Origin of the sequence: Halorubrum trapanicum (assembly GCF_002355655.1) — an archaeon.
GTDB classification, from domain to species: domain Archaea; phylum Halobacteriota; class Halobacteria; order Halobacteriales; family Haloferacaceae; genus Halorubrum; species Halorubrum trapanicum_A.
On sequence record NZ_AP017569.1, the window covers coordinates 988,109 to 1,008,646 of the forward strand.

The following is a 20,538-nucleotide window of genomic DNA, read 5'->3' on the forward strand; positions in this document are numbered from 1 at the left end:
CGGGGGGCGAGTCAGGCGGTAGCGAGTCGGACAGAACGGTGAGAACCCTTTTCAGGAATCACGTACCAGCGGGCGTATGCCGTTCGCCCTCCCCATCAGCGCCGAGGATATCGCCGATGCGCTCTTCATGTCGGTCACGACGCTCATCGGGTTCCTCATCGGCGGGGTCATCGGCCTCGTCGTCGGCTTGTTCGCCGGCTACGCGTACCTCGATCTCACGAGCCGTATCGCCGACCTCGAAGCGACCGTCAACTCGCTCGCCCGGGACCGGAGTGATCTCCGCGAGCGCGTGGCGGAGTTGGAAGCCGACCGAGACGACGCGACCGATCGAGACAACGCGACCGGTGGAGACGACCGACCGGACGACCGATAGCCCCCTATCGGCCGCTCAGTGGTGCGGATCGGCTTCAGTCGTCCGCAGCGGACCCGGCGTCCGGCTCGGCAGCACAGCGGTTCGGCCCGAGTTCGAGTTGGATCGCCGCGGTCTCGTCCGGCGGCGACTCGACGCCGCGGTTGGCCGCGATCACCGACTCGTAGTTCGGCGGCTTCTCCGGGAGCGTCCGGGTGATCCGCTCGACGAAGTCGGCCGCGTCGAGGCCGAGTATCTCGATCTCGCGTCGTGCCGCTCCGACCGTCGTGAAGACGGGTTCGCCCGGGACGACGTCGCCGGTCGTCCCGTCGTTCGCGACCGCGAAGTGCCCGGGGCAGACGACGACACCGTCCGGCTGGGCGAGCAGCGTCCCGTGAAGCGAGTCGTACAGGCGACGGGCGGCGCCCGCGGCGTCGGACTCTGACTCGTTTTCGTCGCCGCCCGCGGAGAACTGGAGCTCCGTCCGCCCGACGCTATTCGTGAACAGCGTGTCGCCCGTGAGGACCGCCGCGTCGCCGACGAGGTAGCTCGCCCCGTCGTCGGTGTGGCCGGGCGTCGCGAGCGCCTTCAGGTTGACGCCGCCGACGTCGAGCGTCTCGTTGCGCCCGATCGGCTCGAAGGCGTGCGCCACGTCGCGTTCGGCGGCCGCGGCGGGCAGGTAGTATGGCACCCCGAGGTCGTCCGCGAGGGCCCGGCCACCCGAGAGGTGGTCCGCGTGGACGTGCGTGTCGAGGACGGCCGCGATCGACGCGTCGTACTCGGCGGCCGCCTCGACCCACTCGTCGCCGTGTCTGGAGACGTCGACAGCGACTGCGACGCGGTCGGAGCCCTCGTCAGGGTTGGCGGGAACGTGGTCCGCCTCGCCCGCCTCGCGTCCGCCGACTACGAGATACCCCAGACACCCCTTCGCGCGGCGCTGGACCTGGACGACGTCGAACGGCGGGGCAGCGTCGGACGCGTCTGGGAGCGGCACGGGAGTTCGGTCGTAGACGGCCGACCAGCCGCGCATGCCGTCGGCGACGACGACCACGTCGTCGTACCCGGCCGCGTCGAGTTCGGCGGCGAAGTCCTCCGAGGCCTTCCCCTTCGCGCAGATCGTGACGACGGTGTCGTCGGGCGAGAGGCCGGTCTCGTGCTCGAAGTCGTCGAGGTCGAACTCGTGGAACGGCTTGTAGAAGTAGTGGATCGCGTCCGCCACGCGCCACCCCTCGAAGCTCTCTTCGGGTCGCGTGTCGACCACGGTGAAATCCCGGTCGCCGCGCCGCCGCGCGTCGATCCTGTCGCGGAACTCGTCGGCGGCTATCGTCTCGACCATACCGGAGTATTGTTCCGCGTGAGCAAAAGCGCTCGGTGGACGAAGGGAGGGGAGAATCGTCGGCGGCGAGATCGGCGCTGCGTACGGGTCCCCTCCAGCGGCTCGCTTATAAATAGTCGACTGTGGATCGACGACGAACACCGCCAAAGCCCCAGCCGTGAGGCGGGCGCACGCTCGCTGCGGTCCTCGTCGCTCACTACGTTCGCTCCTGCGGTCCTTTCGTCGCCTGCGCCCGCCTCACGGCTGCCCCTTTGAGTCCCGCCCCGCACAGCAACCGCACCTCTCACCTCCCCAGCCTCGTCGCTCACGCCCTGCGGGCGTTCGCGACTCCCTCGCGCGTGCTCCTCGCGGCCGCCTCCGGCGGCCACTCGGAGGCACGCGCCACCGCGACTGCTAACGGGTCGGTTCCGCCGCGACCGCGATGAATAGGTTTTATTCGCGGCGGCCGGAGAGCGGGCGTATGGTCGAGGCGTTCGCGGTCGCCAGCGGAAAGGGCGGCACGGGGAAGACGACGAGCACGCTCGCGCTCGGGATGGCGCTCGCGGCCGACCACGACGTGACGGTCGTGGACGCCGACACCGGGATGGCGAACCTCCTCTTTCACGCGGGGCTCGACGACGCGGCGGTCACCCTCCACGACCTGCTCGTCGAGGGCACCGCGACGGACGTGAGCGAGGCCGTCTACGAGCGGTTCGGGCTCTCGGTCGTCCCCTGCGGCACCTCGCTCGCCGGCTTCGAGGCCGCGGAGCCGGAGCGCCTCCGCGACGTGGTTGCGGAACTCGCGCGCGACACCGACGTGCTCCTGCTCGACTCGCCGGCCGCGCTGGGCTCGAAGTCGGCCGTGCTCCCGGTCGTGCTGGCCGACCGCGTCGTGGTCGTCGTCGAGCCGACCATCCCCGCGCTCTCGGACGGCCTGAAGGTCCAGGAGTACGCCCGCTCGTACGGCACGGAGACCGCCGGCGTCCTGTTCAACAAGGTCCGGGACGAGGCCGACGACGTCGCCGCGCAGGCGGAGCGCCACTTCGGCGGCCCCGTCCTCGCGAACGTCCCCGAGAGCGACGACGTCCGGGCGGCGCGCAGAGCGGGAGAGCCCCTCCTCGCGCACGCCCCGGAGAGTGAGGCCGCCGCGCGCTACCGGCGGGCCGCCGACCGGCTCGACGTGCGCGACGGCGACGGCGACGCGGTGGCGGACCGGTTCCGCAGCGCGGTCGTCCCCGACACGCCATGAGCGGGAACCCGAAGAGCGACGGCTCGGACGGCGACAGCCCCGGCGGCGACGGCTCGGAGTCGGCCGCGCTCACCATCCCGCGGGGGACGCTGCTGCGCTCGCGGGTGGTCTCCGACGTGGGGACGACGCTGTCGCGCGCGCTGGACCGCGACCTCACCGGCTACGCGACGCTGGTCCCGCAGGAGACGCTGCTCCTGTCCGGCGAGGCCCGCGGCGTCATCACCTTCGACGACGGCGTGCCCGTGCTGGCGTACAACACCGTGACGGACAGCGGCGGCCCGGACGCGCTCGCGGAGCTGGCGGTCCCCGGCCCCTACCGCGTCGAGCTGTACGCCGTCGACGCGAGCGGACTGGCCGCGGCCCACGAGGAGGAGGCGCTGCGCGTCGCGCCCGACGCGGCCGCGACCGAGCTGGCCGACGACGCCGCCCTCGCCGAGCGGACCCGCGAGGCGGCGCCCGACGAGCGGCTGCGAGACATCGACGGCGAGGACGACGCCGTCGCCGCCTTCCTCGCGGACGAGGAGCGGATCGACGCGATCCGGGAGCAGGCCCGCTCGGAGGCCCGCGACCGCGCGGCCGAGTGGGGGCTCGACGACGCGCTCGACGGGCCGAGCGACCGGAATGAAGGTGACGCCGGCGGGGCGGTCGGGCCCGGATCCGGGACGGACGAGGACGCGAACCGCGGCGCGGTCGAGGGCGCTGAGAGCGCCGCCGACGGAGGGGCCGAAGAACGCGAGTCCCTCGATTCCGCGACCCGTTCCGGACCGTTTGACGGCGGGTCCGCTGGCTGAAGGCCGGGCGCGAGAATTCGACGCGCGTTAAAAACGCTCATTTCGCCGGTAATTTTTTGAACGCAGGTTATGTGAATAGATAACATGTCAACCGGAGAGGGAGTCGAGGCGGGGAACGGAGAGACCGGGGAGAGCGAGGGGCCGCTCAACGCCGGAGACGCGGGATCCGACGCCGGAGCGACCGGTCGCGCCGACGGGCCCGAACGTGGCGAGGGCGGGGAGGGCGACGGATCGGCCGGCGATCGAAGGAACCACGGGTCGACCGACGACCGAGACGCGGAGGCCGACGACGGGGTCTGCGCGAACGAGCTCCTGGAGCTGCTCGGCAACCGACGGCGGCGGCTCCTGTGGCGGCACCTCCGCACGGAGGAGGCGGAGGCGGCGCTCTCGGACGCCTCCAGACAGATCGCGGCGTGGGAGAACGGCGTTGACCCCGAGGACGTCGACTACGACCAGCGCAAGAGCGTGTACACGTCGCTGCGGCAGTTCCACTGCCCGAAGATGGCCGACGCCGGGCTGGTCGAGTTCGACGGCCGCGACGGGACGGTTCGGCTGACCTCGGACCTCCCTGACGAGCTCGTGATCGAAATCGAGCCGGACACGGCGAACGTCGAGCGGACCGCCCTCGGCGCGCTCGCGCTGGCGGCCGGCGTCGTCCTCGGCGCGTGGGCCCTCGGGCTCCCGGTGTTCGGCCCGCTCTCGTTCGCCGGCGTCGCGTTCGCCGTCGCCTTCGCGGCCGTCGCCGCCGGCGTCGTGTACGCCGTCGCCGCCCGCTCGGAGCACGGCGTCTCGCTCGGCGACGCGCTGGCCCGCGTCGACGGCTGACGGGACGGCTCCGCCGGGTCGACGTACCGGGTCGAACGGCCGGTCGGGCCGACGCACCCAGACCGAACGGTTATTTCCGCCCGTCTCCTCCGTCCCGTATCACGGTCCTTCGACTCCTGCGGCTGACCGCGCCCGCCGACTTCGCGGCCTGGTACGCCGCCGGCCGCGCGTACACGACCGGCGTCGCGGCGGGGATGGGCTTTCCCGGCGTCGACGGACTCGACGACGACCGGATCGTCCGCCGGCTCCGGACGGCCCCCGACGAGCTGACGCCCGCCGAGGCGCGCTCCGTGGCGGCGACGCTGCTCGCGGACGGCGCGTTCTCGGAACCGTACTGCGAGTGGCTGCCGACCTGGTACGAGCTCGCGCTGATCGCGCCGGTCCGGTACGGCGACTGGCGGCTGCGACGGGTCGCCGGCGCGGTCGCCGACGAGGCGGGCGTGACGGTGACCGCGCCGCGGTTCTCGCGCCCGACCGACGTCCGAATCGACGGCGCGCCGGCGCTGTCGCGGGTCGACGGCTTCCGCGAGCGGTTCCTCCTCGCCGACTCGCTGCTCCACCTGGAGTGGTTCGAGCACGTCGCAGCCGCGGACGGGATCGACGTCCCCGCCGACCTCGTCGCGCGGACCCGCGAGGAGTCGCTGTCGTACTACGGCGGCGACCGCGACCGCCTCTCGCCCGACGTGCGGCGGTTCCAGCGTCACCTGTTCGCCGACGACCGCTGGGTCAGCCGCGTCGACGAGGCGTACGACCTCGACAGCGTCCTGTTCCGCCTCTGGGAGCGGCTCCTGCGCGACGAGCGGCGGCGACTGAGCGACGACTGATCGGGGAGGGCGGTCGACCGAGTCGCGGTGCGGGCCAAGCGGGTCGTGGTCTGAGTCGACCAAGCCGAAGTGTTACAGATCCGGTAACAAGTTACGGGACCTAATCCCGAAACGGGAGGTAAGTATAGGCGGATCCCTCGATTACTGCGTTGTACGAACCGCGTTTCGGTTCGTTGTCCCCGACCTTCGGCCCTCGTTTTCGTTCGCGGCCGAGACCCGTTCGTCGCGGCACCGATCCCACTCGTGGTCGTACCGGAGGCGCCGGGTATCGGCAGCGCCGCGCATCGCGTTCGAGCTGTGGAGAGCCCTCGCCTGCCATCGGCCCGATCCGGCGACAACCGACGCAGGCCTCCCCCTCGCTGGTGAAGGGACCGGGAACGGCGACCGCGACGAACGGAGACAACTCGGCGGCGAGTAATCTTTTATTCAGCGTTGCGGCCGCCGGAACCTTCATACGTCGCCTCGCGGATCCTCCGGGTACACGAATGGCAGTACTCTTGCTGGAGGATGTCGATGCCGACGACGTCGGGACCGTCGGCGGAAAGGCCGCGTCGCTCGGCGAACTCATCGGTGCTGGGCTCCCGGTGCCGCCGGGGTTCGCCGTCACCGCGGGGACGTACCGCACCTTCATCGAGGAGGCCGGGATCGACGACGAGCTGTTCGACGCGGTCGACGTCGACCCCGAGGACTCCGCGGCGCTCCGCGAGGCCGAGGCGCGCGCGGAGGAACTCATCCTCGACACGCCGTTCCCCGAAGAGGTGCGCGAGGAGATCGTAGAGCAGTACCGCGCGATGGCCGAGGACGGCGAGGAGGCGTTCGTCGCGGTGCGCTCCTCGGCCACGGCCGAGGACCTCCCCGACTCCTCCTTTGCCGGCCAGCAGGAGACGTTCCTCAACGTCCGCGAGGACGACCTCCTCCGGCGCGTGAAGGAGTGCTGGGCCTCGCTTTTCACCCAGCGCGCGATCTACTACCGACAGCAGCGGGGGTTCCCGCACGCCGAGGTCGACATCGCGGTCGTCGTCCAGCGGATGGTCGACGCCGACAAGTCCGGCGTGATGTTCACCAGCCACCCCTCGACGGGCGAGCCGCAGGTCACCATCGAGGCCGCGTGGGGGCTCGGCGAGGCGGTCGTCTCCGGCACCGTCTCCCCCGACAACTACGTTTACGACCGCGAGCGCGGCGAGGTCGACGCGGTCACCGTCGCGGACAAGAAGGTCGAGATGGTGAAAGACGAGGAGACCGGCGAGACGGTCCAGCTCGACGTCGGCGAGGACCGCCGACACGAGCGGGTGCTCTCGGACGCCGAGATCGGCGATCTCGTCGAGCTCGGCGAGCGGGTCGAGGAGCACTACGGCTCGCCCCAAGACGTCGAGTGGGCGATCTACGACGGCGAGATATATATGCTCCAGTCGCGCCCGATCACGACGATCCGGGAGGACGCCGGCGACGAGGCGGGCGCGAGCGGCGACGCCGCGGGCGGGGGCGCCGCGGGCGGAGAGAGTGCGGGCGCGACGACCGCCGACGGCGCCGGGGGCGCGCCGGGAAGCGGCCCGAACGGCGGGACGGTCGGCGGGGACGACGCGGACGTCCTCGTCGACGGGCTCGGCGCCAGCCCGGGCGTCGTCTCCGGGGCCGTCCGGCTCGTCCACAAGCTCGACCACCTCGACCAAGTCCAGGAGGGCGACGTGATGGTGACGGAGATGACGATGCCGGACATGGTGCCCGCGATGAAACGCGCCGCCGGCATCGTCACCGACGAGGGGGGAATGACGAGCCACGCGGCGATCATCTCCCGCGAGCTCGGCGTCCCCGCGGTCGTCGGCACCGGCAACGGGACCCGCGTCCTCGAAGACGGCCAGCAGGTGACCCTCGACGGCGACAAGGGGACGATCCGCGCGGGCGAGTCGGAGTCGGCCGAGTCCGGCGAGGAGTTCGAGCCGGTTGAGGCCGCGCGCCCCGAGACACCCGTCAAGCCGATGACGGCGACGGAGGTGAAGGTGAACGTCTCGATCCCGGAGGCTGCCGAGCGCGCCGCGGCGACGGGCGCCGACGGCGTGGGGCTGCTCCGGATCGAGCACATGGTGCTCTCGCTCGGGAAGACCCCCGAGAAGTACATCAACGACCACGGCGCCCGCGCGTATCAGGACGAGCTGATCGAGGGCGTCCGCCGCGTCGCCGACGAGTTCTACCCCCGACCGGTCCGGGTTCGGACCATCGACGCGCCGACCGACGAGTTCCGCGAGCTGGAGGGCGGCGAGGGCGAACCCGCCGAACACAACCCGATGCTCGGCTGGCGCGGGATCCGCCGGAGCCTCGACAAGCCGGAGCCGTTCCGGCAGGAGCTGGCCGCGTTCGCGCGCCTCTACGACATGGGGTACGACAACCTGGAGGTGATGTTCCCCCTCGTCAACGACGCCGCGGACGTCGAGGGGATCGCGGACCACATGCGCGAGGCCGGGATCGACCCCGAGGCGCGCCGCTGGGGCGTGATGATCGAGACGCCCGCCAGCGCGCTCCAGATCGAGGAGCTGGCGGAGGCCGGCATCGACTTCGCCTCCTTCGGCACCAACGACCTCACGCAGTACACGCTCGCGGTCGACCGCAACAACGAGCACGTCGCCGACCGGTTCGACGAGCTCCACCCGGCCGTGCTGCGGCTCATCGGCGACACGATCGAGACGTGCCGCGAGCTCGGCGTCGACACCAGCATCTGCGGGCAGGCCGGCTCGAAGCCCGAGATGGTCGAGTTCCTCGTCGAGAAGGGCGTCTCCTCCATCTCCGCGAACATCGACGCGGTCCGCGACGTCCAACACGAGGTCAAACGGACCGAACAGCGCCTGCTGCTCGACTCGGTCCGCTGAGGCCGCTCGCGGTCGGTTTCCCGACGCACCCGAGAACGGAACCGGTAAGAGCCGTCCGCGGCAACTGGGGGGCAGATGCGACAGCCGGAACCGGAGCCGCAGTCGTTCGACCGGGTGCTCTCCTCGATGTGCACCGAGCCGCACCCGGACGCCCGCGCGGCCGCCGAGCGGTTCCTCGCCACGAACCCCGGCGACCCCGCCACGTACGAGGCGGTCGCGGAGCTGGAGGCGCGCGCGGTCGAGGGGCTCGCGACGCTCGCCGCCCACCCGACCCCGGCCGACGCCGCCGGGTACGTCACCTCCGGCGGCACCGAGGCGAACGTTCAGGCGGTGCGGTCGGCGCGGAACCGGCGCAGCGAAGGGAGTACGAAGCGCGGAGACGAGGTCAACGTCGTCGCGCCGGCGAGCGCGCACTTCTCGTTTCACAAGGCCGCGGAGGTTCTCGGCGTCGAACTGCGGACGGTCCCCCTCGGCGACGACCACCGGGCCGACCCCGAGGCCGTCGCGGCCGCGGTCGACGACGCGACCGCGCTCGTCGTCGGCGTCGCCGGCAGCACGGAGTACGGGCGGGTCGACCCGATCCCCGAGCTGGCGGCGATCGCCGAGGAGGCCGGCGCGCGGCTCCACGTCGACGCCGCGTGGGGCGGGTTCGTCCTCCCCTTCACCGACCACGCGTGGTCGTTCGCCGACGCGCCGGTCGACACGCTGACGATCGACCCCCACAAGTTCGGGCAGGCACCGGTCCCCGCCGGCGGTCTGCTGGCCCGCGAGGACGCCGCGCTCGACGCGCTCGCGGTCGACACCCCGTACCTGGAGTCCCGGTCGCAGGCGACGCTGACCGGGACCCGGAGCGGCGCGGGCGTCGCCGGCGCCGCCGCGGCGATGGACGCGCTGTGGCCCGACGGCTACCGCGAGGCCGCGGAGCGCGCGGCCGACAACGCCGACTGGCTCGCCGCCGAACTCGCGGACCGCGGGTACGACGCCGTCGAGCCCGAACTCCCGCTCGTCGCGGCCGACGTGCCCGAGTCCGAGTTCGCCGCCCTTCGCGAGGCTGGCTGGAAGGTGTCGCGGACCGGCGCGGGAGAGCTCCGCGTGGTGTGTATGCCGCACGTGACGCGGGCGGCGCTGCGGGCGTTCCTCGACGACCTCGACCGGATCCGGCGGTAGATCCTTTTAAATACTCGACCGCGGTGGCGAGTCACCCTTATAAACGAACACGCCGAGCGGTGGCGCGTGCCACCGAGCGGCCGGAGCGAAGCGGAGGCCGCGAGGAGCACGCGCGAGGGAGTCGCTGGCGGCGCCAGCCGCCAGCGACGAGGCTGGGGAGGGGTGAGGCGCGGGGCGGTGCTGTGCGGGGAGGGACTCGAAGGGGCAGTCGCGAGGCGGCCGCAGGCGACGCAAGCACCGCAGGAACGAGCGGAGCGAGTGACGAGGAGCGCAGCGAGCGTGCGGCCGCCTCGCGGCTGGGGCTTCGGAGGCGGTCGCGTCGATTGTTAGTTTATAAGCAATTACGTACAGCCGAGCGTCCGGGGCTTCGGTGGCGGTCGCGTCGATCGTCGATTTATAAGTAGCCACGTACAGCCGAGCGTCCGGGGCTTCGGTGGCGGTCGTCGTTCAACAGTGATCCCGCGTTCGGATCAACATATTCACTACGGGTCGCCACGAACCGCCTCGTATGAGTTCGGACGACGTCTCTCGGCGCACGTTCATGCGGACGGCCGGCGGTGCGGCGGCCGCCGCCGGCGCGGCGACGGCGACGGCGGGGACGGCGGCTGCACAGGAAGTGGAACCCGACTGGCCGAGCGCCGCCGTCGGGAACGTGGGCTCGTACACCGACGCCCGCGGTCAGGACTCGGTGACTATCTCGGTCGGCGCCGGCGACCAGGGGCTCGCGTTCGACCCGACCCTCGTGTGGGTCGACGAGGGGACGACGATCACCTGGGAGTGGACGGGCGCCGGGGGCTCGCACAACGTCCAGACGGTCAACGGCCCAGCGAGCCTCGACAGCGGTAACCCCGTCGGCGAGGAGGGGGCCACCTACGAGTACGAGACGTCCGGCGAGGACGCCGGCATCACCCACTACCACTGCGTCCCCCACACCGCGGTCGGCATGCACGGCGGCCTCGCCGTCGGCGGGGACGTCGCCACCGTCGAGACCGGCGGTGGCGGCGGCTCGAACGCGGTGTTCGTCCCGGACGCCGCCCGCGCGCTCGGGATCGCGACGTTCATCGCGATGGTGAGCACGCTGGGGCTGGCGTTCGTCTTCATGAAGTACGGCGGCACGATCACCGGACAGGACCAGGCGTAGCGGACGGCGACCGATTTCTTTCGCGGTGTCCGCTCTCACTCCCCGTCGACGAGCTCCTCGTACAGCGCGACGTAGCGGTCGATCACCGCGTCGTGGTCGAACGAGGCGAACTCGCGGTCGACCGCGCGGCGTTCGAGGTCGCCGACCGCGACGAACTCGTCGGCCAGCTCGGCCGGGCTCGTCACGAGCCGCCCGCGCTCGCGCCCCTCGACGAGCTCGTGGGCGCTGGAGTCGGCCTGGTACTCGACGAGGGCGACGCAGCCGCACGCGACCGCCCACAGCAGGTCGGTCGCGAACGTCTCCCACGTCGCGGTCGCGACCGCGACGTGCGTTCCTTTAAATACCGGGATCCGCTCCTCGACCGGCAGGTCGCCGAGGAACTCGACCCGGTCGTCGATCCGGAGGTCGCGGGCGATCTCCTCGATCCGGCCGCGCTCCGGCCCGTCGCCGATCACCGCGGCGGTCCAGTCGCGGCCGCGAAGCTCGGCGAGCCCGAGGAGGAACGTCTCGACGTTGGCGTGGCGGTCGAGCCGCCGCGAGTACACCGCGTCGAAGCGGTCGTCGACGCCCGCGGCCTCGACGGCGTCGAAGTCGATGCTCTCGGGGAGCACGCGCACGTCGTCGCCGTCGGCGCCGTGTTCGCGGACGCGCGTCTTCGTGGTCCGGGAGGGGGCAGTCACCGCGTCCGCGCGCCGCGCGAGGGGCCGGTACCAGCGGCGGGCGTCGGCCGGGTGGTCGCGCCACCAGTCGACGACGACCGGGGCCCGCGAGAGCGACCCCGCGACCGTGGCGGCGAGCGCGGGCGTCGGCGGGGTGTTGACCGCGTGAACGACGTCGGGACCGACGCGCCGGAGCGCGACCGGGAGCTTCGCGGCGAACGCGACCGGCGCGGGATCGACGGTGACCGACCGGTACTCGACGCCGTCCTCGGAGAACGAATCGTGGTCGCCGCCCCACCACTGCGCGCAGAGCCAGGTCACGTCGTGACCGCGGTCGGCGAGCGCGCGGGCGGTCCGCAGTGTTCGCGTTCGCGCTGGAGTCTCCCCGTGTCCGGGGGCGAAGAGCGAGACGAACGCGACGCGCATACGCCGACCGGACGGCGGGCGCCGGTAAAAAGACACGGCATCCCGCGGAGGAGCGAGGCCGGAGCGGCGAGCGGAAGCGTCGACGCGGCAGTCCGCCCGGCCGCGCGGCAACCCGCCCCGGTCGCGCGCCAACACGTCCCGGCCGCGCGCCAACACGTCCCGGGGCGGGGTTCCGTCACCCGAAACGGTTTCACGGGGCGCGCGGAACCGAGTGGCATGCGACAGTACGACATCGAACGCTACCTCAACGTCCGGAACGCGGGCGGCGCCGACCTCGGTCCCGACGGCCGGCTGTCCTTCCTCCTCGACACGACCGGGACGGGCCAGGTGTGGTCGGTCCGCGAGCCGGAGTCGTGGCCCGAACAGCACACCTTCTTCGAGGAGTCCGTCTCCTTCGTCGACTCCTCGCCGGAGCGCTCCGAGGCCGTCTTCGGCATGGACGAGGGGGGCAACGAGCGCGCGCAGCTGTACCGGCTCGACTACGAGTCGGGCGCGATCACGAACCTGACCGACATGCCCGAGGCGAAACACCGATGGGGCGGCTGGGACTCGACGGGCGACCGGTTCGCGTTCGCGTCGAACCGCCGCGACGAGGCCGTCTTCGACGTGTACGTCCAGGGCCGCGACGAGACCGGCGACGACGCCGAACTCGTGTACGAGGGGGACGGCTGGCTCTCGGTGGCCGGCTGGTCGCCGAGCGACGACCGGCTGATCGTCCACGAGGCGCGCTCCTCGTTCGACCACGACGTGTACACCCTCGATCTGTCGACCGGCGACCTCACCCACCACACGCCCCACGAGGGCGACGTGCGCTACTCCGGCCCGGAGTGGGGCCCCGACGGCGAGGGAATATACCTCGTCACCGACCGCGACACGGACACCCTCCGGTTAGAGCGGCTCGACCTGGCGACCGACGAGTTCGACGTCGTCGCCGACGGCGGCGAGTGGAACGTCGACGGCGTCGCGATAGACGACGAGTCCCGCCGGCTCGTCTACTCCCGGAACGTCGACGGCTACACCGAGCTCACCGCCGGCGAACTCGTCGCGCCCGACCGGATCGACGAGTTCCCGGAACCGGACCTCCCGGACGGCGTCGCGGGCGGCGTGAGCTTCGGCCCCGACGGCGACCGGTTCGCGGTGACGGCGACGGGCAGCACGCACAACGCGAACGTCTACGTGGTCGACGCGACCACGGGCGAGGCCGAGCGCTGGACGCGCGCCTCGACGGCGGGCATCCCCCCGGACACGTTCGTCGAGCGCGAGCTGGTTCACTATCCCACCTTCGACGTCGACGAACGACGTTCGTCGGCCAGCGAGACGTCGTCTCGCGCTGGTCGAGAGATCCCCGCGTTCTTCTCCGTGCCCGAGACCGAGCCGCCGGAGTCGGGCTACCCGGTCGTGGTCGACATCCACGGGGGGCCGGAGTCGCAGCGGCGGCCCTCCTTCGCCTCGGTCACGCAGTACCTCCTGAACAACGGGTACGCGGTCTTCGAGCCCAACGTCCGCGGCTCCTCGGGCTACGGGAAGGCGTACTCCGGGCTCGACGACGTAGAGAACCGGATGGACTCGGTGAAGGACATCCGGGAGGGGGTCGGCTGGCTCCACGACCACCCCGAGGTCGACCCCGACCGCGTCGTCGCGATGGGCGGCTCCTACGGCGGCTTCATGGTGCTCGCGTCGCTGACCGAGTACCCGGAGCTGTGGGCCGCCGGCGTCGACATCGTCGGCATCGCGAACTTCGTCACGTTCTTGGAGAACACCGGCGACTGGCGGCGCTCGCTGCGCGAGGCCGAGTACGGCTCGCTCGACGAGGACCGCGAGTTCTTGGAGTCCGTCTCGCCGATCAACAACATCGAACGGATCGAGGCCCCCCTCTTCGTCCTCCACGGCGAGAACGACCCGCGGGTGCCCGTCGGCGAGGCCGAACAGATCGTCGAGGAGGCGCGCGAACAGGGCGTCCCCGTCCGGAAGCTGATCTTCGACGACGAGGGGCACGGGTTCGCGAAGCTCGACAACCGGATCGAGGCGTACCGCGAGATCGTCGACTTCCTCGCCGAACACGTCTGAGACGAGGAGTTCGGTCGGAGGCTCGAATCTGACTGAACGGTCACAGTTCTTTATTTATAACTGAGAGAGCGCAGTGCGGCGGCGGATATCTTCAAACCCCTACTCAGCCGTTTATAAATAGATAACAGTGGCTCGGCGGCGACCACCGCCAAAGCCCCAGCCGTGAGACCGCAGTACGCTCGTTGCGCGCTTCAGTCGCTCACTCCGTTCGCTCCTTCCAGTGCTTACGTCGCCTACTGCGGTCTCACGGCTGCCCCTTTGAGTCCCACCACGCCCGCACAGCAACCGCACCTCACACCTCCCCAGCCTCGTCGGCCTCCCTCCGCTTCGCTCCGGTCGGCCGACTCCCTCGCGCGTGCTGCTTCGCGGCCGCCGAGGGCGGCCACTCGCAGGCACGCGCCACCGCATCGTTTATTTAAAAGAGGCGTCGCTCGCTTACCAGTCCGGCCCGAAGTCGGGGTTGAGCTGGCGGTCGGTGCGGCCGAGGGAGTCGATCGCCGCGACGTCCTCGTCGTCGAGCCGGAGGTCGACGCTCGCGAGGTTGTCGCGGATGTGGTCGATCCCGGTCGCCTTCGGAATGGCGGTGACGCCCTTCTCGCGGAGCCACGCGAGGCTCACCTGCGCGGCGCTGACGCCGTGCTTCTCCGCGATGTCGACGATCGCGGGGTCGTCGAGGATCTCCCCGCGGGCGAGCGGCGAGTAGGCGACGAGTTCCACGTCGTTGGCGTCGGCGTACTCGCGCAGCTCCTCCTGGCGGAGCAGCGGGTGCATCTCGACCTGATTCGCGAACGGCGCCTCGCCGAGCGCGTCCGCCGCGGCGTCGAGGTGATGCGGCTCGAAGTTGGAGACGCCGATGCGGTCGATGAGGCCGTCGTCGCGCAGCTCGGCGAACGCCGGCAGCGTCTCCTCGGGCTCGTACTCCCCGGCCGGCCAGTGGACGTACATGAGGTCGACCGCGTCGACGCCGAGCTTGTCGAGGCTCTCGCGGGTCGAGGAGACTACGTCCTCGGGCGAGAGCTCGTCGATCCACACCTTCGACGCGAGGAAGATCTCGTCGCGGTCGACGTCGCTCTCCGCGATCCCCTCGCCGACGGCCGCCTCGTTGCCGTAGATCTGGGCGGTGTCGACGTGTCGGTAGCCGGCGTCAAGCGCGTTCGCGACCGACTCGGTACACTGCGCCGGGTCGTCGTTCTCCCACGTTCCGAGCCCGAGGACGGGCATTCCGTTGCGGGTCGGTACCGCGGGGTGCTGCTGTTGGTCGGTCATCACTCCCGTCTACTCGCGTGAGCCGAAAATCGCTTGCGGTAGGGGCGGACGCGGCCGGGTCGCGCGGGACGGGCCGGAGCGGAGCGACACCGGGGAGCGAGCGCGGGCCGCGGGGCGGCGCCGAGCGACGCGATCACTCGACCTCGTCGACGAGCACGAGCATGTACCCGACGACGGCGAGGTCGATCGCGAGCGAGACGGCGGGCGCGGCGACGCCGTCGCCGGCGCGGAGCGCGAACAGGACCTGCCCCGCCGCCAGCATGGCGGCGACACCGAAGAACAGCGCCGTAAGCCCGATCGCCCGCGGTCGGAGCCGGTAGAGGCCGATCGCCGCCCAGCACTTCACCGCGCCGATGCCGGCGACCGGGACGCCGATCAGGAAGAGCGGACCGAGGGTCATCAGCAGTCCGCTGCCGAGGTCGGCCAGTCCGCTGAACAGGCCGACCGTGGCGACGAGGGCGACGCCGAGCCGGCGGTCGTCGGACTCCTCGCTCGTCTCGTCGTCGGAGGGCGTCGAGCGGCGGCGTCCGCGCCGCTCGGCTTCGCCGAGGGGCATGTCGGGGGCCAGCGCGGGCGACGACATGTGTCTTGGGGTCGGCGGCGTGGCGGTTGGGGCGGGCGGCGTGGCGGTTGGGGCGGGCGGCGTGGCGGTTGGGGCGGGCGGCGTCCCGCTCGGGGTCGGCGGCGCCCGGCTACTCCTCGGCCAGCAGCGCCCGCGAGGAGTTCGTCACCACGAGCAGGCTCGACGCGCCCATCGCGACGGCGGCGAACAGCGGGTTGAGCAGGCCGGTCGCCGCGAGCGGGATGGCGACCGCGTTGTAGCAGAACGCCCAGCCGATGTTCCCCTTCACGCGCCGCCCGGCCGCTCGGGCGAGCTCGAAGACGGTCGCCACGGAGCCGAGGTCGTCGTCGACGATGGCCACGTCGGCGGCGTCCGCCGCCATCGCGGTGCCGCCGCCGAGCGCGATCCCGAGGTCGGCCGCGGCCAGCGCCGGCGCGTCGTTGGTTCCGTCGCCGACCATCACGGTGACGCCGCGCTCCTTCAGCCGCCCGACCGCCTCGGCCTTCCCCTCCGGCGGCACGCCGGCGAACACCGACGAGACCGCGTCGTGGTCGGCGAACAGGGTCGCCGCGCGCTCGTCGTCGCCGGTGAGGACGATCACCTCGACGCCCGACTCGTCGAGCGCGGTCACCGTCTCCTCCCAGCCGTCGCGCAGCTCGTCGCCCACCACCACGAACCCCTCGGCGGCGCCGTCGCGGCCGACCGCGACCGGGACGCGGCCCACGTCGCGCGCGTCGGCGACCGCCTCGCGGACCGCGTCGGGGACGGCCCAGCCGCGCTCGTCGAAGAGGTCCGGGTGGCCGACGACGACCTCGACGCCGTCGACGACGCCGGAGACGCCGCGGGCGTGGCTCTCGAAGGACTCGACGGCGTGAGCGTCGCCTCCCTCGCCGGTCCCGGCGTCGACGGCTTCCGCCCCGCCGTCCGCGACCGCCGGGGTCGCGCCGTCGTCGACCGCCTCGCCGGGACCGGCCTCGACCGCGTCGGTCGCCCCCCGTGCCGCCGCGATCGCCTGTCCGACCGGGTGGGCGGACCGCGATTCGAGGGCGGCCGCGAGCCGGAGCAGGTCGTCGTCGACCGCGCGGTCGACCAGCCGCATCTCGCCGGTCGTCAGCGTCCCGGTCTTGTCGAAGACGACCGTGTCGGCGTCGCGGATCCGCTCGAAGACGGTGTCGTCGAAGACGACGATGTTGCGTTCGAGGGCGTCGCGGATCCCGGCGGCGACCGCGAGCGGGGTCGCCAGCCCGAGCGCGCACGGACACGAGACGATCAGCACCGTCAGTCCGACGAGCATCGCGTCGGTCGGGGCGCCGTCGAGCGCGAGCGACGCGCCGGCCGCGACGACCGCGATGACGAGGACCGCCGGGACGAACACCGTGGCGAGCCGGTCGGCGAGCTTCTGGACGCCGTGGTTGCCGCTCTGGAGGTCGTACACCAGCTCCGCGACGCGGTCGAGGCTGGAGGTCGCGTCCGGGCCGACCGCGACCGTGAGCGAGCCGTCCGTCACGACGGAGCCGCCGACGACCGCGTCGCCGGCGACCTTCCGGACCGGCAGCGACTCGCCGGTGACGACCGACTCGTCGACCGCGGCGTCGCCGTCGACCGCCTCGCCGTCGACCGGGACCCGCTCCCCGGCGCGCACGAGGAGCCGGTCGTCCGGTTCGAGCGCGTCGACGGCGACGGACTCCGTCTCGCCGTCACCGGTCAGCCGCCGGGCGTCGTCGACCTGGACCGCGGTGACCTCGGAGAGCAGCTCCGTCGCCCGGTCCTTCACGGAGTCCTCGTAGTGGTTCCCCACCGTGACGATGACGACGATCGCGACGGTCACGTCGTAGTATATCGAGGGCGACTCCACGAAGATCACCGCGAGCGTGCTGTAGAGGTAGGCGCTCACCGCCGCGACCGCGACGAGGAGGTCCATGTTCGGCGAGCGCGTCTTCGCGCTGACGTACGCGCCCCGCAGGATCGGCTTCCCGGTGAAGAAGAGGACGATGGTCGTGAGGACGGCGATGACGATGAAGAAGTAGGTTCCCGAGGTCGAGGCCATCGCCTCGTTCAGGTAGTCGAGGGTCCGCTGGTTGTAGAACGGGAACGCGAAGTACGTCGGGTAGATGAGGACGATGTACTGTAGCATGACGGCCATCCCGACGAGCACGCCCGCCGCGAGCCGCGCCGTCGCCATGTTGTCCGCCTGTCGGCGCGAGAAGGCGTCGTCGCGGGCGTACGCGCTGTACCCCAGCCCGCTCACCGTCTCCGTGAGGTCGTCGACGGTGACCGCGTCGGGGTCGCGGTCGATCCGCACCGTGTCGGTGACGTAGCTCGCGCTCGCGCCGCTGACGCCGTCGGCGTCGGTCGCCACCGTCTCGATGAACGCCTCGCAGGTCGCGCAGTGCATCCCGTCGACCTCCAGGTACGTCGCCTCGTGGCCGTCGGGGACGTCGCGGTCGCCGTCGGCGTCGGCGCCCGCTCCGCCGTCGTCCTCCGCGGCGCCGCCCCGATCCCGTCGCCGCTCGCGGACCGCGTCGGCGTCCACGTCGACGTCGCCGAGCGCGCCGTACACGTCCCGGCAGCCGGTACAGCAGAACCGGTTCCCCTCCTCGTCGGTGACGTCGACGCCCTCGGTCGGGAGTTCGCAGAGGGTACAGGCGGCGGGGTCGCCGTTCCCGCCTGCGCCCGGAGACGGGGGCGCCTCGCTCATCTCACATTCCCCCCATCATCCCGGCGTCGAGCGGGTTCCAGAACGGGAGCCGCGGGTGCGGCACGTGGATCCCGACGGACATCAGCCCGTGCGCGAACAGCACGTAGCCGAGCGCGACGAACGCGACCCCCAACAGCCGGTGGATCCGGCGGCGGTGGACCGGGTCGACGCTCTCGATCAGGGTGCCGTACGCGAAGACGGCGGGGATCGTCCCGAGCCCGAGCGCGCCGAGCGCGACGCCGCCCGCGACCGCCGAGCCGCTCGCGAACGCGTACAGGTACGCCGGGTAGAGGATCGGACAGGGGAGTAACCCGTGGACCGCGCCGAGCGCGACGATCCCGGGGCCGTTCGCGAGCCGGTCGACGTGCCCCGTGAGCCACCCCGTGACGCGTTCGAGCCCGGGGAGGTGGACGCCGCCGGTCGCGCCGCCGAGGAGGTACCGGACCCCGACGGCGATGACGGCCGCGCCGACGAGGAGGCCGACTCCGCCGCGGACGGCCTCCGCGGCGCCCGTCAGGGTCGCGGTCGTGACGAGGACCGCGCCGCCGAGCGCGCCGAGGAGGGTCCCGATCGTCGCGTAGCTCGCCGCCCGACCGAGGTTGAACAGCGCGTGCTGGCGGACCTCGTAGGTTGTCAGGTGCCCCTCGCGACCGGTCGGCGCGTTCGAGGCGCGCGCGGCGCCGGCCTCGCCGCCGTCGGTCCGCCCCGCGTCCATCCGGCTCGCGTACACCGTGACGAGCGGGCCGCACATCCCGATGCAGTGGGCGCCGCCGAGCAGCCCGATGGCTGCGAACAGCAGGACGTCGGTCCCGAGGAGCGCCGAGAGGGTCATGCGAGCCAGTCACCTCCAGTTCGAGGCGCGGGCGGAAACGGGTTTCGTCGGCCGGAGTCGGCGGGGCGGGCCGCGGTTCGTCGGGCACCGTCGAGACGGGTCACACCGATCACTCCTCCACGACGACCGTCCCGTACATGCCGGCCTTTCGGTGCGGGATACAGACGTACTCGTGGGCACCGGGGACCGTGAAGGTGTGTTGGAAGCGGTCGCCGCTCTCCAATCTCCCGCCGAAGTCGGACTGCCACGCCGACTCCGCGGTCTCGTAGTCGTCGAAGCCGCCCGAGGCGAAGAACTCGGCCCCGTCCGGAAGCCCCCCCGCCGTCGCGGTGACCGTGTGTGCGCGGGCGCTCGTGTTCTCCCAGACGACGGTGTCGCCGACGGAGACCGTGATCTCGCGGGGCTGGTACGCGGTCGCGAGCATACCGACGTCGTAGTCCGGTTCGCCGCCGACGCCCGCGCAGCCGGCGAGGGCGACCCCGACCGCCGCGCTCCCGACGGCGCCCGTCCGCCGGAGGAACCGTCTGCGATACATACCCCATCTGGGGGCCTGAACGGTTTCAATATCGCGGTCGACCCCGCCGCGTGGGAACGGGGTTCATCCGCCGACGAGGTCCTCGAAGACGCGGCGCTGCGCCGCCGCGAGGTGTTCCGAGAACGTCGCGCGGGCGATGCCGATGGCGTCGGCCACCTCCGTCGCGCTCGCGCCGCGCGGGTGCTCGAAGTAGCCGAGCCGGTGGGCGGTCCGGACCACCTCGCGCTGCCGCTCCGTGAGCCGTCCGCGGTCGACGACGACCGGGTCCGAGCGGGTGTCGGCCCCGCCGGAGCTCGTGAGCCGTTCGAGTCGGACCGAGCCGCCCGTCGCCTCCAGCGCGTCGATCACGTCGCCGAGCGGGTCGGCCGCGGGCAGGGAGAGCCCGAGCCGAACGCGGTCCGGCGCCGTCCGGACCGTGACCGACGAGACGGGGTAGCCGAGAGACTCGACGGCGTCGGAGGGGAACTTCCCGGACGCTCGGCTCCGGCAGCGGTAGACGAGCTCGTCGCCCCCGTCGAAGACGAGTTCGGCGTCGACGGCGCGGTCGGCGCGGAACTGCGAGACGACCGCGTCGTCGACGCGGACGCGGTCGACGTCCTCCGCGACCGCCCCGGGCGGCAGCGCCCCCGCCACCGGCGCGGGCGTCGGGTCGCGGACCACGACCTCGACGCGGACGCCGGCCTCGTCGGACCGGCCGGGCGACCGCGGCGCGTCCGACTCGCTTCGAGCCGCGTCCGATCCGCTTCGAGCCGCGTCCGCGGAGGCGACGCCGTCGGAGCCGGAGGGGCCGGCCGGTCCGGACTCCCGGGGTTCGGGGGCGCCGGAGTCGGACGAGCGCGACCGCTGTCCCATATTCCGATCTATCGGTCGAACCCGGAAAAAAAGCGAGCCGAACGAGTACGCGTCGCGGCGGTCCGGCGGACGCCTTCATAAAGCCCCGTCGAGAGTTGGCGACGACTCACACGGCGCGA

Annotated in this window: 17 protein-coding genes; 9 read left to right on the plus strand and 8 right to left on the minus strand. The window is 72.2% G+C overall.

What is annotated here, in order from left to right; genetic code table 11:
- Positions 1–76: 76 nt before the first annotated feature.
- The gene (locus tag CPZ01_RS04830) at positions 77–373 is read left to right on the plus strand and encodes a hypothetical protein (RefSeq protein WP_096393686.1); all 297 of its coding nucleotides are present in this window, start codon (positions 77–79) and stop codon (positions 371–373) included.
- Between the two features lie 34 nt (positions 374–407).
- Here the strand turns inward: CPZ01_RS04830 and CPZ01_RS04835 are convergent, their stop codons facing one another.
- A complete protein-coding gene (locus tag CPZ01_RS04835; protein WP_096393687.1) occupies positions 408–1,685 on the minus strand; it encodes an MBL fold metallo-hydrolase in 1,278 nt (425 codons plus the stop codon).
- Positions 1,686–2,145: 460 nt separating this feature from the next.
- On the opposite strand from CPZ01_RS04835, the gene CPZ01_RS04840 reads away from it, so the two are divergent.
- The 7 genes from CPZ01_RS04840 (at position 2,146) to CPZ01_RS04870 (ending at position 10,522) form a co-directional block, all read left to right on the plus strand.
- Positions 2,146–2,913, plus strand: coding sequence for a nucleotide-binding protein (locus CPZ01_RS04840; RefSeq protein WP_096393688.1), 768 nt, complete (start codon positions 2,146–2,148; stop codon positions 2,911–2,913).
- A complete protein-coding gene (locus tag CPZ01_RS04845) occupies positions 2,910–3,704 on the plus strand; it encodes a hypothetical protein (protein ID WP_231899207.1) in 795 nt (264 codons plus the stop codon). Before CPZ01_RS04840 ends, CPZ01_RS04845 begins: the two co-directional genes overlap by 4 nt.
- Positions 3,705–3,788: 84 nt before the next feature.
- Positions 3,789–4,529, plus strand: coding sequence for a DUF7344 domain-containing protein (locus tag CPZ01_RS04850; RefSeq protein ID WP_231899208.1), 741 nt, complete (start codon positions 3,789–3,791; stop codon positions 4,527–4,529).
- Between the two features lie 194 nt (positions 4,530–4,723).
- The gene (locus CPZ01_RS04855; RefSeq protein WP_096393689.1) at positions 4,724–5,353 is read left to right on the plus strand and encodes a hypothetical protein; all 630 of its coding nucleotides are present in this window, start codon (positions 4,724–4,726) and stop codon (positions 5,351–5,353) included.
- Between the two features lie 485 nt (positions 5,354–5,838).
- Complete coding sequence (ppsA, locus tag CPZ01_RS04860; RefSeq protein WP_096393690.1) at positions 5,839–8,214, plus strand: phosphoenolpyruvate synthase; 2,376 nt, start codon at positions 5,839–5,841, stop codon at positions 8,212–8,214.
- A 75-nt stretch (positions 8,215–8,289) separates the two neighbouring features.
- Positions 8,290–9,381, plus strand: coding sequence for a tyrosine decarboxylase MfnA (gene mfnA, locus CPZ01_RS04865; protein WP_096393691.1), 1,092 nt, complete (start codon positions 8,290–8,292; stop codon positions 9,379–9,381).
- A 508-nt stretch (positions 9,382–9,889) separates the two neighbouring features.
- Positions 9,890–10,522: a halocyanin domain-containing protein gene (locus CPZ01_RS04870; protein WP_096393692.1), complete on the plus strand. Its 633-nt coding sequence runs from the start codon at positions 9,890–9,892 to the stop codon at positions 10,520–10,522.
- A gap of 35 nt (positions 10,523–10,557) precedes the next feature.
- Here CPZ01_RS04870 and CPZ01_RS04875 read toward each other — a convergent pair whose 3' ends face one another.
- Entirely contained in the window at positions 10,558–11,607 is a 1,050-nt protein-coding gene (locus CPZ01_RS04875; RefSeq protein WP_096393693.1) for a glycosyltransferase, read from the minus strand.
- Between the two features lie 216 nt (positions 11,608–11,823).
- Here CPZ01_RS04875 and CPZ01_RS04880 point away from each other — a divergent pair, with 216 nt between their 5' ends.
- Positions 11,824–13,674, plus strand: a complete 1,851-nt coding sequence (locus CPZ01_RS04880; RefSeq protein WP_096393694.1) for a S9 family peptidase — start codon at positions 11,824–11,826, stop codon at positions 13,672–13,674.
- 435 nt (positions 13,675–14,109) lie between these two features.
- Here CPZ01_RS04880 and CPZ01_RS04885 read toward each other — a convergent pair whose 3' ends face one another.
- From CPZ01_RS04885 to CPZ01_RS04910, 6 genes are all read right to left on the minus strand, one after another.
- Positions 14,110–14,895, minus strand: a complete 786-nt coding sequence (locus CPZ01_RS04885; RefSeq protein WP_096396136.1) for an aldo/keto reductase — start codon at positions 14,893–14,895, stop codon at positions 14,110–14,112.
- Between the two features lie 178 nt (positions 14,896–15,073).
- The gene (locus CPZ01_RS04890; RefSeq protein WP_096393695.1) at positions 15,074–15,496 is read right to left on the minus strand and encodes a hypothetical protein; all 423 of its coding nucleotides are present in this window, start codon (positions 15,494–15,496) and stop codon (positions 15,074–15,076) included.
- 136 nt (positions 15,497–15,632) lie between these two features.
- Complete coding sequence (locus CPZ01_RS04895) at positions 15,633–18,200, minus strand: heavy metal translocating P-type ATPase (protein ID WP_096393696.1); 2,568 nt, start codon at positions 18,198–18,200, stop codon at positions 15,633–15,635.
- A gap of 1 nt (position 18,201) precedes the next feature.
- Positions 18,202–19,032 (minus strand): sulfite exporter TauE/SafE family protein, encoded by an 831-nt coding sequence (locus CPZ01_RS04900; protein ID WP_096393697.1) that lies wholly within the window; start codon positions 19,030–19,032, stop codon positions 18,202–18,204.
- Positions 19,033–19,141: 109 nt separating this feature from the next.
- Positions 19,142–19,567, minus strand: coding sequence for a cupredoxin domain-containing protein (locus tag CPZ01_RS04905; RefSeq protein ID WP_096393698.1), 426 nt, complete (start codon positions 19,565–19,567; stop codon positions 19,142–19,144).
- A 63-nt stretch (positions 19,568–19,630) separates the two neighbouring features.
- The gene (locus CPZ01_RS04910; RefSeq protein WP_096393699.1) at positions 19,631–20,419 is read right to left on the minus strand and encodes a helix-turn-helix domain-containing protein; all 789 of its coding nucleotides are present in this window, start codon (positions 20,417–20,419) and stop codon (positions 19,631–19,633) included.
- Positions 20,420–20,538: the final 119 nt, after the last annotated feature.